This is a genomic window from Xanthomonas sp. LMG 8993, assembly GCF_009835065.2.
Taxonomy (GTDB): Bacteria; Pseudomonadota; Gammaproteobacteria; order Xanthomonadales; family Xanthomonadaceae; genus Xanthomonas; species Xanthomonas arboricola.
In genome coordinates this window covers 1-15,467 of record NZ_QVIF02000010.1, presented here as the reverse complement: position 1 = coordinate 15,467, position 15,467 = coordinate 1, and the positions used below count along the sequence as shown (strand labels likewise).

Annotated in this window: 13 protein-coding genes; 8 read left to right on the top strand and 5 right to left on the bottom strand. The window is 65.0% G+C overall.

The features are described 5' to 3' along the window. Positions 1 to 291: 291 nt before the first annotated feature. The gene (locus DYQ94_RS16750; protein ID WP_179465880.1) at positions 292 to 3,078 is read right to left on the bottom strand and encodes a sensor domain-containing protein; all 2,787 of its coding nucleotides are present in this window, start codon (positions 3,076 to 3,078) and stop codon (positions 292 to 294) included. Positions 3,079 to 3,198: 120 nt separating this feature from the next. Here DYQ94_RS16750 and DYQ94_RS16745 point away from each other — a divergent pair, with 120 nt between their 5' ends. Together DYQ94_RS16745 and DYQ94_RS16740 are read left to right on the top strand one after the other, a co-directional pair. Further along, a complete protein-coding gene (locus tag DYQ94_RS16745; protein WP_081008513.1) occupies positions 3,199 to 5,331 on the top strand; it encodes a sensor histidine kinase in 2,133 nt (710 codons plus the stop codon). 3 nt (positions 5,332 to 5,334) lie between these two features. Further along, positions 5,335 to 7,056 (top strand): EAL domain-containing protein, encoded by a 1,722-nt coding sequence (locus DYQ94_RS16740; RefSeq protein ID WP_016901733.1) that lies wholly within the window; start codon positions 5,335 to 5,337, stop codon positions 7,054 to 7,056. A gap of 152 nt (positions 7,057 to 7,208) precedes the next feature. Here the strand turns inward: DYQ94_RS16740 and DYQ94_RS16735 are convergent, their stop codons facing one another. From DYQ94_RS16735 to flgA, 4 genes are all read right to left on the bottom strand, one after another. Beyond that, positions 7,209 to 8,435, bottom strand: a complete 1,227-nt coding sequence (locus DYQ94_RS16735; protein WP_039527359.1) for an ATP-binding protein — start codon at positions 8,433 to 8,435, stop codon at positions 7,209 to 7,211. 152 nt (positions 8,436 to 8,587) lie between these two features. Continuing rightward, positions 8,588 to 8,920: a hypothetical protein gene (locus tag DYQ94_RS16730; protein ID WP_024939614.1), complete on the bottom strand. Its 333-nt coding sequence runs from the start codon at positions 8,918 to 8,920 to the stop codon at positions 8,588 to 8,590. Positions 8,921 to 8,935: 15 nt separating this feature from the next. Next, positions 8,936 to 9,247: a flagellar biosynthesis anti-sigma factor FlgM gene (flgM, locus tag DYQ94_RS16725; RefSeq protein WP_016901729.1), complete on the bottom strand. Its 312-nt coding sequence runs from the start codon at positions 9,245 to 9,247 to the stop codon at positions 8,936 to 8,938. 66 nt (positions 9,248 to 9,313) lie between these two features. Further along, positions 9,314 to 9,958 carry a flagellar basal body P-ring formation chaperone FlgA gene (gene flgA, locus DYQ94_RS16720; protein WP_126966708.1) on the bottom strand — a complete coding sequence of 215 codons (645 nt, stop codon included), beginning with the start codon at positions 9,956 to 9,958 and terminating at the stop codon, positions 9,314 to 9,316. 364 nt (positions 9,959 to 10,322) lie between these two features. Here flgA and DYQ94_RS16715 point away from each other — a divergent pair, with 364 nt between their 5' ends. The 6 genes from DYQ94_RS16715 (at position 10,323) to flgF (ending at position 15,290) form a co-directional block, all read left to right on the top strand. Beyond that, positions 10,323 to 11,267, top strand: coding sequence for a chemotaxis protein CheV (locus DYQ94_RS16715; RefSeq protein WP_016901727.1), 945 nt, complete (start codon positions 10,323 to 10,325; stop codon positions 11,265 to 11,267). A gap of 345 nt (positions 11,268 to 11,612) precedes the next feature. Beyond that, complete coding sequence (gene flgB, locus DYQ94_RS16710; RefSeq protein ID WP_024939612.1) at positions 11,613 to 12,014, top strand: flagellar basal body rod protein FlgB; 402 nt, start codon at positions 11,613 to 11,615, stop codon at positions 12,012 to 12,014. 3 nt (positions 12,015 to 12,017) lie between these two features. Further along, entirely contained in the window at positions 12,018 to 12,425 is a 408-nt protein-coding gene (gene flgC / locus DYQ94_RS16705; RefSeq protein ID WP_005914451.1) for a flagellar basal body rod protein FlgC, read from the top strand. A 37-nt stretch (positions 12,426 to 12,462) separates the two neighbouring features. Further along, on the top strand, positions 12,463 to 13,134 hold the full coding sequence (locus DYQ94_RS16700; protein ID WP_016901725.1) for a flagellar hook assembly protein FlgD: 672 nt from the start codon (positions 12,463 to 12,465) through the stop codon (positions 13,132 to 13,134). A 31-nt stretch (positions 13,135 to 13,165) separates the two neighbouring features. After that, complete coding sequence (flgE, locus tag DYQ94_RS16695; protein ID WP_016901724.1) at positions 13,166 to 14,389, top strand: flagellar hook protein FlgE; 1,224 nt, start codon at positions 13,166 to 13,168, stop codon at positions 14,387 to 14,389. Positions 14,390 to 14,534: 145 nt separating this feature from the next. Next, the gene (gene flgF, locus DYQ94_RS16690; protein ID WP_005921307.1) at positions 14,535 to 15,290 is read left to right on the top strand and encodes a flagellar basal-body rod protein FlgF; all 756 of its coding nucleotides are present in this window, start codon (positions 14,535 to 14,537) and stop codon (positions 15,288 to 15,290) included. Positions 15,291 to 15,467 lie beyond the last annotated feature (177 nt).

Here is a 15,467-nt window from a genome sequence, read left to right as displayed (position 1 = left end):
CTTGCGTCCGAAAATCCTCCTCACGCAAGCCGAATAACAGGCAGGCTTTCGACAGGCAGGCTATGGACTTCTCAAAGTCTCAAGGCCTTGCAATATGTGTGTTTTTGTCTGGCCACCGACCAACTCTCTGGCGCGGTGCCCCTGCCGGTTGCTGGAACCCGAGGAGCCTCCAGGGATGGATTCACGGCGTGTCCCGCAAGTGGCGAGGGCATCGCGCCCTCGACTCGCTGAGCTTTCGAGCGGCGCATTTCAATAGGCGGCGGGCGACGCCTGGCGCTGCGACAGCTTGCGTCAGTTGGCAAGGACCAGACGTGCGCCGAGGCGCATGCCGGCTTCGGCTTCGCGCAGCCACTGCGCCATGTCGCGCGGCGACAGCGGCCGCGAATAGAAGTAGCCCTGGATTTCGTCGCAGCCCTGCTGGCGCAGCAATGCGTCTTCCTGCACCGTTTCCACGCCTTCGGCGACCACCTGCATGCCCAGCGCGTGGCCCAGATGCACGATGGCCTGGGTCACTTCGGCGGTGTTGGCGTCGTCGAGCATGCCTTGCACGAAGCTGCGGTCGATCTTCAGGCGCTGCACCGGGAAGCGGTTGAGGTAATGCAGGTTGGAGAAACCGGTACCGAAGTCGTCCACCGCCAACAGCACACCATTCTGTTCGAACAGCTCGAAGCAGCGGCGCAGCGAGTCGGAATCGCGGATCAAGGCCGATTCGGTCAATTCCAGTTCCAGACGCGATGGCGACCAGCCGTTGTCGCGGCAGATTTCCAGTACGCGCTCGGCAAAGCCGCGCTCGCGCAACTGCACCGCAGAGACGTTGACCGCGATGCGGCTGAAGTTGAGCCCGGCCCGGTCCCAGACCACGGCCTGACGGCAGGCCTCGCCGATCACCCATTCGCCCAGGCGCACGATCTCGCCACACTCCTCGGCAATCGGAATGAACTCGACCGGGCTGCACTGGCCATGGCCGGGGCGATTCCAGCGCATCAGCGCTTCGATCGCCGGCGAGGATTCGCCCACCGTATTGACCAGCGGCTGATAGACCAGGGTGAACTCTTCGCGTTCCAGCGCACCTTGCAGCGCGTGTTCCAGCTCCAGGCGGCGCTGGGCACGCATCAGCACGTCCTGGCTGTAGTAATGGAAGGTGTTGCGGCCCGATTCCTTGGCTGCATACATCGCCGCATCGGCGGCGCGCAGCAGGCTGTCGAAATCCGACAGGCCTTCACCTTGCAGCGCGATACCGATGCTGGCACCGAGCTTGAGGGTGACGTGATCCTTGCGCAGCGGTTCGCCCAGCGCGCTGATCAGCTTACGCGCAACATGGCCGGCGTCTTCCGGTTCGGAGAGATCACGCAGCAGCACGATGAATTCGTCGTCGCTGAAACGACCGAACAGGTCGCTGTTGCGCAGATGCTGGTGCAGGCGTGCGGAGGCCAGCTTGAGCAGATTGTCGCCGGTGGCGTGACCGAACGAATCGTTGATGCTTTTGAAGCCATCCAGATCTATCAGCAGCATCGCCAGTACCTGGCCGCGCTCGTGCGCTTCGCGGATCGCGTTCTCTGCCTGCTCGCGCAGCAGGAAGCGGTTCGGCAGACCGGTCAGGCGATCGTAGTGGGCCAGCAACTCGATGCGCTCGTTGGCTTCGCGTTCGCGGGTGACGTCGCGGAACAAGGCGACGAAGCGCGGCGGCAGGCCTTCACGACGGTCCAGCTCGATCAGCACCTGTACCCAGATCCGCTGGCCGGAATTGCGGTAGAAGCACAGCTCCAGCTGTTCGGGCAGGCCGCCGTCGGAGATACGCAGCAGCGCCGCCTCGAAGGCGTCGCGCGAATCCTGCGTGTACAGCGACAGCGCCTGCTCCAGGGTGATGTTTTCCTTGCGCAGGCCATGGATGCGGTAGCACTCCTCGGTCCACTGCATGCGCCGGGTGTCGACCTCGATCTCGCAGCCGCCAATCTTGCCCAGCGCAGACACGCGGTTGAGCAGCTCGGTGCGCCAGCGAATCAATGCATCGGTCTGGCGCTGCTCGGTGACGTTCTGCAGCTGGCCGAGCAGACGCACCATGCCGCCATTGCCGTCGAACACCGGCTGTGCCCAGACCCGCAGGTGATGCGGATTGACGCCGGCAAGCCCGTTGATCTCCAGCTCGAAATGCACCGGCAGGCCTTCGTGCTTGATCTTGCGCCAGGCACTGCGCAGATGCGCGACCGACGGCCGGCCCAGCAGGCGCAGGATGTCGCGAATACCCTGCAGGCGCTGCTGGGTCATGCCGAGCTGTTGCAGGAAATCCGGCGACACCCACAGCGTGTCCTTGAGCGTGTCCCAGCTCCAGCTGCCCATGCTGGCGATGCGCTGGGCCTCTTCGAGCTGGGCCTGCTGCTCGCGCAGCTGCTGCTCGAGCAACTTGTGGTGGTGCACATCGGTATGCGTGCCGACCATGCGCAGCGGGCGGCCGTCGGCGGTCCGCGACACCACGCGGCCGCGATCCAGGATCCAGCGCCACTGGCCGTCGTGCTGACGCAGACGGAATTCGGCGGTATAGGTATCGGTACGGCCGTCCAGGTGCGCCTGCACGGCCGCACTGACCAGCGCGTGGTCGTCGGGATGGATCAGCCCGGACAACGCGGTGAGATTGTTCGGCAGCGGCTGCTCGGAATAACCCAGCATGCGGGTCCAGCGCTCGGAGCGGTAGACCACATCGGCTGGAATGTCCCAGTCCCACAGACCGTGATCGGCGCTGTCCAGGCCGATTTCCCAGCGGCTGGTACCGTCGGCACCCATCGGCTCGGGAATGCTCAGGGTGAAGGCCATGACCTGGCCGTGTTCGTCGCTGACCGCGCGCAGCCAGCCCTCCAGACGCCCGCCACCGGTACCCGGCAGCACGCAGGCGGTCATGCCGCCGCTGTTGGCCACCTGGGCCCGACTGCTTTCCAGGACTTCGGCATAGGCGCCAAGGGTGGCCGGCAATCCCAACGATTGCGCAACGCGGTTGGCCGCCAGAGGCTGACCATGCGCATCCAACAACACCACCGCCGAGGTCAGCGGGTGCTGCAGCATGCTTGCAATGACGCCTGAGTCCACTCTGGAACACTCCGAAGAATCGACCCCGGCCTTCGGAGTCGCAATGGATAACGGCCGTTTCCCCGATTAGTTGAGGCGTGTGTTTCGGGCTCGACCGAACCGGGACGAGTTGCGGCTAAGATGGTTGCATCGCCAGCACCAAAGGTCGTCCGCGGACCCATGCCTCATCCTGTCGCCGCGCCCGCGTTTTCGTCCGCTCCCGTGTCCCGTCTTCGCCTCGCCGAGCGCCTGCAACAAGGTCTGTGGACCCTGACCGGGCTGTATTTGCTGGTCGGGGTGATCTGGCTGCTGCTGGGCAACCGGCTGCTGCACCTGGCCGGCGCTGCCATGCCGGAACGCTGGTCGGACGCCAGCTTCCTGCTGGTGTCGAGCGTGGTGATCCACTTGGTGCTGCGCCGTTTCGTGGCGTTGATCGTGGAAGAGCACGCGCAACTGGCGCAATCGGAGGCGGTGCTGCAGGCCAAGTTCCTGGCCCTGCCCAGCCCGGCGCTGATCTACGACCTGGCCACGCTGCGCATCCTGGATGCCAACCCGGCAGCGCTGGAATTCTTCGGCTGGGAGCGCGACGAATTCCTGCAGCAGACGCTGCAGGCGATCTGGCCCAACGCCGACGGCGCGCGCCTGGAGGAAATCATCGCCCAGATCCGCGCCAAGGGCGACGCCACCTGCACCCTGCACGAGGATCTGCTGACCCGCAGCGGCCCGCGCCATGTCGAGATCCGCAGCAACCAGCTGCATCTGGCCAGCGGCCCTGCCCGCCTGGTGGTCACCGTGGACCGCAGCGAGGAACGCCAGGCGCAGCATCTGCGTGACGAGGCGCTGCAACGGCTGGAAGAGGCGCAGAGCATCGCGCGGCTTGGCTCATGGCAGTTGGATCGCGCGACCGGACTGGGGCGCTACTCGCCGGCGGTGTACCGCCTGCTCGGCCGCAGCGTGCCGATGCATCGGCGCGAGCATCGGCTGGAAGAACTGTTGACCGCCTCGGACACCGCCACCCAGGCGCGGATCGAACGCATGATCGAGGACATGTGCACCGGTGGCGACGTGCAGATCGATGTGCTGCTGCCGCTGACCGGCGGCGATTCGCAGCCGCGCACCGTGCATCTGCGCGCCGAAAGCGTCACCAACCCGAACGGCGCCCGGCATATCCATGGCACGCTGCAGGACGTCAGCGAGCGCGAGCAGTCGCGCCGCTTGCTGCGCGAGCGCGAGGAGCAGTTCCGCGAGCTGGTCAGGGTGCTGCCCGATGGCGTGCTGATCCTGGCCGACGAGCACGTGATGTATGCCAATGCCGCCGGTTCTGTGCAGTTCGGTTTCCAGGGCGAAACCATCCTGGGCGAGCCGCTGCAGACGCTGGTCGGCGACAGCGACCTGCCGGTGGTGCGCGAGTACCTGCGCGCGGGCAGCGATCGCAACGAGCCGGTGTCCAGCGCACGGGCGATGCGCCGTCGCGATGGCAGCACGTTCTATGCCGGCCTGTCGGCCGGCGATATCCGCTATGGCGGACGCAGCTGCAAATTGCTGGTGGTACGCGACCTGAGCGAACCCGAGCGCATGCGCGATGCGCTGGCTGAGAGCAATGCCGAGTTGCAGGCAATGGCCAAGCGCCTGTTCTCGCTGCAGGAGGACGAACGCCGCGCGATCTCGCGCGATCTGCACGACGACATCGGCCAGGCGATCACGGCAATGAAGCTGTCCGCGCATGCGGCGCTGGACGAGCCGGATCCTGACGCGCGCCGCGAAGACCTGCTGGAAGTGGTGTCGCTGGCCGACAGCACCGTGACCAAGCTGCGTAACCTGTCGATGCTGTTGCGTCCGCCGCAGCTGGATGCGTTGGGCCTGGAAGCGGCGCTGCGCTGGCAGGCCTCGATGCTGTTTCGCGCATCGCCGGTGCGGCTGGAGCTGGATATCCAGGCACTGGACGTGCGCCCGGGCAACGAGATCGAGCAGGCGTGCTTCCGGATTGCGCAGGAAAGCCTGACCAACGCGCTGCGCCACGCCTGCGCCGGCGAAGTGCACATGCGGCTGTACTCGATCGACAGCGAGAGCTTCCGCCTGGAAGTCAGCGACGACGGCGATGGCTTCGAGCCGGAAGGCCCGCGTGGGCTCGGGCTGATCGTGATGCGTGAGCGTGCGCAAACCGTCGGCGGTGCGCTCGCGATAGAATCAGCACCCGGAGCAGGCACGCGCGTGACGTTGCGCCTGCCCTATCACCCGGTCGGCGAGTCCGTCCACGACGATGGTGGACGTTAAGTCATGTGGAGCCCCGTAATCCCGCCCGGACTGGAAATCGTCAAACCCACCCGCCTGGGCGCGGGCAACCCCGAACTGCTGCATCTGGTGGACGCTGCCGCATCCGGCGGCCCGCCGTTGATGGTGTTCCACATCGATATCGATCACTTCGCCTCGATCAACGAGAACATGAGTGCCGAAGTCGGTGATCAGGCGCTGACGCTGGTGGCGCGCCGGCTGCAGGATTTTCTCGGCACGCGCGGCAAGTTGTGGCGTCATGGCAGCGATGAAATGGTGGTGGTGGCGGTGCGTCGCGAAGACACCCCGCTGCCGGAGGATTTTGCCGAAGAGATCCGCCAGCAGCTGGAACTGCCGCTGTCGGTGCTGCCGTACACCTTGTTCATGACCGGCAAGGTCGGCATCAGCCTGTGCCCGGAACACTCGACCTCGCTGTCGATCCTGCTCGACTACGCCGAAGAAGCCAGCTACCAGGCCGCACGCGAAGGCGGCAATACGGTGCGGCTGTACACGCGCAACTCGACCACCAATGCGCATAGCGAAAGCATCATTGCGCGGCAGATCGTCGATGCGATCCCGCATGGCGAACTGCGGCTGCGCTACCAGCCGCTGGTGAGCGCACGCGACGGCCGCATCGTCGGCATGGAAGCGCTGCTGCGCTGGCAGTCGCCCACGCTGGGCATGCTGGTGCCGGAGCGTTTCATGCGCACCGCCGAGCGTCTGGGGGTGATCGTGCAGATCGGCGAATGGGTGCTGCAGAACGCGGTACGCCAGGCGCGGCTGTGGCGCGACCAGGGCTTCGACGATTTCAGCATCGCGGTCAACGTGTCCACGCTGCAGCTGTTGCGCCCGGGTTTCTTCAACGAAGTGATGGCGATGCTGCAGACCGCCGGCGTGCCGGCGCAGTTCGTCACGCTGGAGATCAACGAAAGCGCGTTGACCAACAACGTCAACTTCGTCCACGAGACAATGGCCAACCTGCGCAACGAAGGCATCAGCCTGAGCCTGGACAACTTCGGTACCGGCGATTCCAGCCTGAGCGCGCTGGTGCGCTATCCGGTGGACCGGCTGAAGATCGATCGCAGCTTCATCAAGAGCGCGCCGGCCGGCAGCCGCGAGGCGGCAATTGCCCGCGCGATCATCGCGATGGGCCACCAGCTCGGCATGACAGTGATCGCCAACGGCGTGGAATCGCAGGCGCAACTGGGCTTTTTGCGGCGCAACGATTGCGACATCTTCCAGGGCTATCTGTTCGGCGAACCGATGTCGGCCGAGTCGGCCGGCATGGCGCTACGCCGCCGCTACCTGCGCCCGGAATCGTTCGCCGAAAGCCGCCCCGACCGCACGCTGCTGCTGCTGGACGACGAAGAAAACGTGCTGCGCTCGCTGGTGCGCCTGTTCCGTCGCGATGGCTACCGCATCCTGGCCGCCGGCAACGTGCGCGACGCCTTCGACCTGCTCGCCACCAACGACGTGCAGGTGATCCTGTCGGACCAGCGCATGAGCGACATGAGCGGCACCGAGTTCCTGGGCCGGGTCAAGATGCTCTACCCCGACACCGTGCGCCTGGTGCTGTCCGGCTACACCGACCTGGCCACGGTCACCGAAGCGATCAACCGCGGCGCGATCTACCGCTTCCTGACCAAGCCCTGGAACGACGACGAGCTGCGCGAGCACATTCGTCAGGCATTTCGCACGCATGATGAGCTGCGTAACGGCCGGGAGTAGGGATTCGGGATTGGGGATTGGTAAAAGCAAAAGCCAACAGCGATATTCCTGAGCCGCAATCGGAGATTCGCTGAGCAAGGCAGACGGCAAGAGCGCGGCAAAACCGTTCTTGCCAATCCCTAATCCCGACTCCCCAATCCCAGCGCGAAGCGCTACCGCGGCTGCCGCACCGGTAGCACGATCCGGAAACTGGCGCCCTGCCCCGGGACGCTTTCGACGTCGATGCGGCCGTGGTGCTTGTTGATGATGCCGTAGGAGATCGACAGGCCCAGGCCGGTGCCGCTGCCGACCGGCTTGGTGGTGAAGAACGGGTCGAAGATGCGTTGCAGCAGGTCCGGGGCGATGCCCGCGCCGCTGTCCTGGAACTGGATCCAGACATTCTCGGTCTCGTCACGGCCGGTGGTGACGGTGATCGTGCCGCGCTCGACGATCGCCTGGCCGGCGTTGAGCAGCATGTTCATATAGACCTGGTTGAGCTCGGACGGCAGGCATTCCACCAACGGCAGCTCGGCGTAATTGCGCTCCAGCGTGACCTTGTACTTGAGCTCGTTCCAGATGATGTTGATCGTGGATTCGAGACCGGCATGCAGGTCGACCATCTTCCACGACTCGGACCGGTCCGAATACGAGAAGTCCTTGAGGTCGCGCACGATACGGGTGACCCGTTCGATGCCCTCGCGCGATTCGGCCATCAACTGCGGCAGGTCGCGGCTGATGAAGTCGATGTCGGCGCGGTTGCGGATCTCGTCGATCTCCGGAATCAGCGCCTTCGGATCCGGCGCCTGCAGTGCGCGCTCATAGGCTTCGATCAGCGTGAACAGGCTGCGCAGGTATTCCTGCAGGCTGCCGAGATTGGAGTGCACGTAACCGATCGGATTGTTGATTTCGTGCGCCACGCCGGCAGCCAGCTGGCCGATGGAGGCCATCTTTTCCGACTGCAGCAGCTTGTCCTGCGCGCCGTTCAAACGCAGATAGGCCTGGCGCAGTTCGGCATGGCGCTGCTGCAGCTCGCGCTCGTAGTCCTGCTGGCCTTCGATGTTGTGGAACAGCGCCAGGAAGTGCCCGACGCCCTGCTCCTCGTTGTAGTACAGATGCGCGATGACCACGCGATCGGCCACCGGCAGGCTGCCGGTCCAGCTGCCCTTGCTGCGCGCCTGATTCAGCGCATCCGACGGCAGCACCTGCGAGATCCGTTCGCCGAGATTGCGGTCGTCGGCAGGATCTTCCTTGCACAGGCTCTGGCGGGCGATGGCGTTGGCCAGGATCAGCTGTCCGTCGGCGCGGAACAGCAGCACGCCCTCGAGCATCTGGTCGCCGAAGGCGCGCAGCATGGTCGAGGACGGTAACAGGGTTTGATTGAGAAAAAACTTGGCAGTCACGGGACAGGGCAGCGTAGAGGACACTTCAATATACGCCGAACCGCCCAGGCCTCGTATTGCGCGGGGCCACGCTCTTGCACGCCGGGCAGCTCAAAGCTGCGCCGCAAACACCTGGTCCAGCCTGCGCGTGCGCTCGGGCACGCTGCGGTGCTTCAGGCCACTGCCAGCGAACGACCGCCGCGCAGCACGCTCGATTGGCCCTTGGCGTCGTAGGAGGGCGCACTCTCGGTGCGGCCCAGATGACGCAGTGCCCAGTTCACTTCGCGGCGCCGGCGTGCCAGCAGCGCGCCATTGGCGCGATTGGCTTCGGCCAGTTCGCGCAGCCGCTCTTCCTCGCCCTGGGGCATTGCCGCTTCCAGCGCGCGCAGTGCCGACAGCTTGTCCTGCGTATGGCGCATCAACCCATCGATGTCGTTCTCGAGTAATGCCTGGCGTTCGCCGGCCAGCGCATCGCTGAGACGTTGCAGGAACTCGTTCACGTTCATCCTTTGGGTCGGGGATTAGCCCGCCAGTTGCTGATTCAGATCCATCATGCGGCTGGCGATGGCATCCGGGTTGATGGAGTAGCTGCCGTTCTGCAACGCATCCTTCACTGCCTGGACGCGACCGGTGTCGATCGCCGAGGACTGCGACAGCGTGCGCTGCAGGTTCTGCAGGTTGGTCGCCTCACCGGTCAGCTTGACGCTGTCGGTCGGCGGCAATGCGGCGATCGGGGACGCGCGATCTTCACCGGCCGAGGCGATCTTGCTGCTCGTGGCCGCGGTACGAAGGGTTGCAGCGGTCGGTAGATTGCCTTCGATTTTCTGGCTCATGTCGGGAACTCCTCTACAGGTCGTAGGGGATAACGGCATGCCAAAAAAAAACTTTATAGCGATTTTCTATCTGGACACCACAACGGTCCCGCTCGCTTCGACGATCCCCTGCACCACCCGGCGCGAAGAGGAATTTTCCACCGAAACCCGCTCGTTCTCGCCGGCATCGGACAGCGCGCGACCGCTCATGCGCACCTCCAGCCCGCCATTGCGCGCCACCAGCGGCACGGTATCGCCGCGCCGGACCAGCCGCTGCGTGACCAGATCGTTGGCCGACAGCAGCGAGCCGGCCGGCAGGATGCGCCGGGCAGTCTTGCCCACCGCCGCCACCGGATCGGCCAGCACCGCACCGACGATGCGCGCGGCATCGCGCTTCTCGATACTGATATCGGCCAGCGAAATGACTTCTCCAGCACTGATGCCCCGGCGCAGCACCAGCACATCCTGGTTGCGGCGCACCTTCAGCGGCACGAACAGGCGCCAGCCGGCCGGCTGCGGGCAGGCCACTTCCACCGTATTGGTGCCGGTCGGCTGCGCCTGCAGCGCGATCGGGCAGGCCGGCATGCGCAAGCCCGGATCGAGCGTGGCCTCGGCCTCGGCATCCGAGCCAACGGTGGCCAGCGCCGCAGCGCGGATGGAATCGACAGACTGATAGCTCTGGGCCCAGGCCGGAGCGGCAGCCAACAAGATGACAAGCAGGAGCAGGCGCATGGGACCAGATCCGGAGGGAGACGGAACAGACAGTGCAAGAGGCGTGCCTGTTTTTTGCCGGGATTGGGGAGTTGGGATTGGGGATTTGTAAAAGCGGCTTGGCGGGTGATTCATTTGGCCGGTGCCAAGGCCCTTTGAGCCAGCGCGTCTATCCGACCAACTGTCTCCGAAGTCTTCAGGGCTGCAGAAGCAGCAACGGCCTGACCAACGCGCTCATTCACGCCTTTGAGCCAATCCCCAATCCCAAATCACCAGATCCCGGCGCTTGAGCCAATCCCGAATCCCGAATCCCGACTCCCGACAGCGCCCCACACCAAACTTAAAACCACTCAAGTTTTCCGAGGGCGCTGTCGATATCTGCCCCATGACCCACGATCTGCTCAACCGCATCGACCAGCGCACGCGTCTGGCTGGCCACAACCGACTGGCCCTGCTGCTGTTCCGGCTGGGCGGGCGCCAGCTTTTTGGCGTCAACGTGTTCAAGGTGCAGGAGGTGCTGCGCCGCCCGGAGCTGTTCCAGGTGCCCGGCCTGCCGACCGAGTTCGCCGGCGTGGCCGACGTGCGCGGGCGCTCGGTGCCGGTGCTGGACCTGGGCCTGGCGATCGGCCACCCGGAGCGCGATGCGCACTCGGAAAACGGCCCCGGCTATCTGGTGGTGGCCGAATTCAACCGCTCGGTCCAGGGCTTTCTGGTCAGTGGCGTGGAGCGCATCGTCAATATTGCGGTGGAAGATATCCACCCGCCACCGGAACTGGGCGCCGAAGCCACTTATTTGACGGCGGTGACGCGCTTCCAGGGCGAGTTGATCCAGGTCATCGACGTGGAAAGCGTGCTCGCCGACATCGCCAAGGTCAGCAAGGACGTGCAGCTGGATCCCTCGCTGCAGCTGGTCGCCTACGACCGGCAGTTCCAGGTATTGGTGGTGGACGACTCGCGCGTGGCGCGCCAGCAGATCCGCAGCGTGCTCGACCAGCTCGGCGTCTCGGCGACCTTGTTGTCCGACGGCCGCCAGGCGCTGGACCACCTCTTGCAGGTGGCTGCATCAGGCGAGAATCCGGCCGACCGCTATGCGATGGTCATCTCCGACATCGAAATGCCGGCCATGGACGGCTACACGCTGACGACGGAAATCCGGCGCACGCCGGGCCTGCAAGGCCTGTACGTGCTGTTGCACACCTCGCTGTCGGGCGTGTTCAACAATGCCATGGTCGAGCAGGTGGGCGCCAATGCCTTCGTGGCCAAGTACAGCGCCCACGAATTGGCCGACTACGTGCTGGCGCGCCTGAAAGTGGTCGCCGAAGCGGCCTGAGCTTGCCAGGCGGCTGCCGGGTCGGAGCCGATGGCAGCGACAAGGCGCTGCGCCGGGCTTCCAAGAGCCCGGCAGCATTGAAGTCGGGGCGGTGTGCATCAACCCGCTTTAAAGTGACATCCGCTGACGCCGGACGTGGCCGGACCGCGCCTCGGTTAGTGCCGAACCTTCCGGCCTGGCGCCTAAGTGAACCAGCTCCGCGACGGACGCAGGTTCACCGCTTCTCCCGGACGGCCAAGCGCCGTTCGTCGGCAGCTCCGATTGTTCTCCGCGTTCCGCGGCCCGCACCACCTCGATTGGCACAAACATTGCTTTCTCCCTGGTAACACTTCGCGGGAGAGCACCGTGTCCAATTCCATCTCGTCCTTTCTAGGCATCCACGGCGATGCTCTGCCGCTACGCGAGCAGCGCATGAAGCTCATTGCCAGCAATCTGAGCAATGTGGATACCCCTGGCTACAAGGCAAAGGATCTGAATTTCGAGGCGGCGCTCAAATCGGCCGAAGGCGTGCGCGACGGCACCCTGCTGCAGACCACCGACGCCAAGCATTACGAGATCGGCAGCAGTGCCGGACTCAACCCATTCCAGATCACCCGCGAATCCGACCAGCCCAGCCTGGACGGCAATACCGTCGATCCCGATGCCGAACGTGCTGCCTACGGCCGCGCCGCGCTGGAATACCGCGCCTCGCTGAGCTTCCTCGAATCCAAGGTGCGCTCGATGCTCACCGCGATCACCGGCCAATAAGTCATGAGCAATCTACCCATCTTCGATGTGGCCGGCTCGGCGCTGCACGCGCAGTCGGTCCGCCTGAGCACCATCGCCTCCAACCTGGCCAATGCCGACTCCGTCGCTGGCTCGGCCGAGGCGACCTACAAGCCGATCGAGCCGATCTTCCAGGCCCAGCAAAGTCGCCAGGACCCCAGCCTGACCTCGGTGAACGTCAAGGAGATCACCACCACCAACGCGCCGCCGATCCGTCGCTACGAGCCCGGCCATCCGCTGGCCGATGCCGATGGCTACGTGTTCTCGCCGGACGTGGACCCGGTCTCGCAGATGGTCAACATGATCTCGGCCTCGCGCAACTACCAGGCCGGCGTGGAAATGCTCAACACCGCCAAGGAACTGGCGCTCGCCACCCTGACCATGGGTCGCTGACCCTCCTAGCTGACCCTTCCCTTACGGACCCTTTCACATGAGCACGATCGGTAGTGACCTCTACACCAGCCTCGGGCTGACTTCCAGCAGCGCCACAGCGACCAAGAAGAAGGAGGAATCGCTCGGCCAGGCCGACTTCCTCAAGTTGATGACCGAGCAGCTGCAGCACCAGGACCCGCTCAAGCCGATGGAAAACAGCGCGTTTCTGGGCCAGCTGGCGCAGTTCTCCACCGTGCAGGGCATCGGCGACCTCAATACCAAGGTCAGCAGCTTCTCGGCGGCGCAGAGCAGCGATCAGGTGCTGAAGGGCGCCTCGCTGGTCGGGCACAACGTGCTGGTGCCCTCCGCACAGCTCGCCATCGATGCCACCAATTCGGCCAAGGGCGTGGTCGCCGCGACCTCGGCCGGCACCGTCAATTTCGAAATCACCGATGCCAACGGCGCCTTCGTCAAACAGCTCAGCGTACCGGCCAGCGCCGCCGGTGAAGTGTCGTTTGCCTGGGACGGCACCGATGCCAACGGCAACCGCATGGCCGCCGGCAAGTACGGCGTGACCGCCACCCAGACCGACACCGCCGGTTCCAAAAGCAAGTTGTCCACCTATGTCGACGCGCCGGTGGACAGCGTCACGATCGGCTCGGACGGCCTGTATCTCAACCTGACCGGGCTAGGCACTTCCCCGCTCGCCAACGTGCTCCGCGTCAGCTGAGCCGGCAACCGACACTTAAAGGACCTCATCCATGGCTTTCAATACCTCGTTGTCCGGCATCAACGCAGCCAATGCCGATCTGAACGTCACCTCCAACAACATCGCCAACGTCAACACGACCGGTTTCAAGGAATCGCGTGCCGAGTTTGCCGACATGTTCCAGAGCACCAGCTACGGCCTGTCGCGCAACGCGGTGGGTTCGGGCGTGCGCGTCAGCAATGTGGCGCAGCAGTTCTCGCAGGGCAATATCGATCCGACCGGGCGCAGCCTGGACCTGGCCGTCTCCGGCGAAGGCTTCTTCACCGTGACCTCCAACGGCGCCAAGATGTACACCCGCGCCGGCAACTTCCAGACCGATGCCAATGGCTACGTGATCAATCCGCAAGGCGCGCGCCTGCAGGTCTTCGCCCCCAACCCGAGCGGTAACGGCTTCGACGTCGGCCGCCTGTCGGACCTGCAGCTGCTGACCACCGACAGTCCGCCCAAGTCGACCTCCACGGTCAACCTGGCCTTCACCCTGCCCGGCAATGCCACCGCCCCGTCGGTGACCCCGTTCAGCCCGGCCGACGACAAGACCTACAGCCACTCCACCGGCGGCATCAACGTCTACGATTCGCTGGGCGTCAGCCATGTGCAGACCTCCTACTTCGTCAAGACCGCCAACCCGAACGAGTGGCAGGTGCACAACTACGTGGACGGTGCCGCGGTCGGCGCGCCCACCACGCTGCAGTTCTCCGATACCGGCGCGTTGACCACCCCGGCCAACGGTATCATCACGATGGACCCGTTCACCCCGAGCACCGGCGCCGGCGTGCTGAACATGCAGCTCAACGTCAGCGGCTCGACCCAGTACGGCGAAGCCTTCGCGCTGCGTGACACCCGCCAGGACGGTTATGCCAGCGGCAAGCTCAACGAGATCAGCATCGATACCAGCGGCGTGGTGTTCGCGCGCTACTCCAACGGCGCCGACAAGCCGCTGGGCCAGGTCGCGCTGAGTACCTTCGTCAACCCGCAGGGCCTGCAGTCGCAGGGCAACAACATGTGGGCCGAGAGCTACACCTCCGGTGCCGCCCGCACCGGCGCGCCGGACACCTCGGACCTGGGCCAGATCGAATCCGGCTCGCTGGAATCCTCCACGGTGGACCTGACCGAGCAGCTGGTGAACATGATCGTGGCCCAGCGCAACTTCCAGGCCAACTCGCAGATGATCTCGACCCAGGATCAGGTCACGCAGACGATCATCAATATTCGTTAACGGCTGGGATGAGTGATTGGGGATTAGGGATTGGCAAGAGCCGGTACTCCGTCAAGCGGATACCGGCCCTGCCCCCCTCTTCTGCCAGGTCGCAATAGCCCGCGTTTACGAATCCCGAATCCCGACTCCCCAATCCCGGTGCCTCATGGACAAAGCTCTCTACGTTGCGATGACCGGCGCCCGCGCCTCCCTGCAGGCGCAGGGCACCGTGTCGCACAATCTCGCCAACGTCGATACGGTGGGGTTCAAGGCTGCGTTGGCCAATACCGAGGCGTTCAAGATCCAGGGCAAGGGCTATCCGTCGCGGATCGATGCGCTGCATGTGGACCAGGGTTTCGACCGCAGCCAGGGCCACCAGAAGGTCACCGGCAACCCGCTGGACGTGTCGCTGCAGCAGGACCGCTGGCTGGCGGTGCAGTCGCCCGACGGCAGCGAGGCCTACACCCGCAACGGCGAGCTGGCGCTTACTGCCAACGGCCAGCTGGTCACCGCCAATGGGCATGCGGTGCTGGATGAGGGCGGCAATCCGATGACGATCCCGCCGCACCAGGCGATGGAGATCGGCAGTGACGGCAGCATCTCGATCATTCCGCAGGGCGAAGGCCCGCAGACCATGGCCATCGTCGGCAAGATGAAGGTGGTCGATGCCCCCGCCGACCGTTTGACGCGGCGCCCGGACGGGCTGATGCGTAACACCAGCACCGACCCGGCGCAGGCGTTTGCGGTGGCCACCGGAAAGACCATCAACAGCGGCATGCTGGAGGGCAGCAACGTGGACGCCGCCGGCGCGCTGGTGGAGATGATCCAGCTGCAGCGGCAGTTCGAAATGCAGGTCAAGATCATCAAGAATGGCGACGACAACGCGCAGTCGGCCAATTCGCTGCTGCGGGTCAGCGGCTAAGCGCCACTGGCGCCCATTGACGCACCGCTGGTTGGCTTGCCGCGCTGCCGAGCACCTGGATGGCGGCCACCCCGTTTGCTGCAGAGCGGCTGGTTTGTGACTTGGCTGCAGGGCCCTTGCCCGCCCACCCTCGCGGGACACGCCGCAAGTACGTCCGTGTAGGCTCTTACGCGGCAT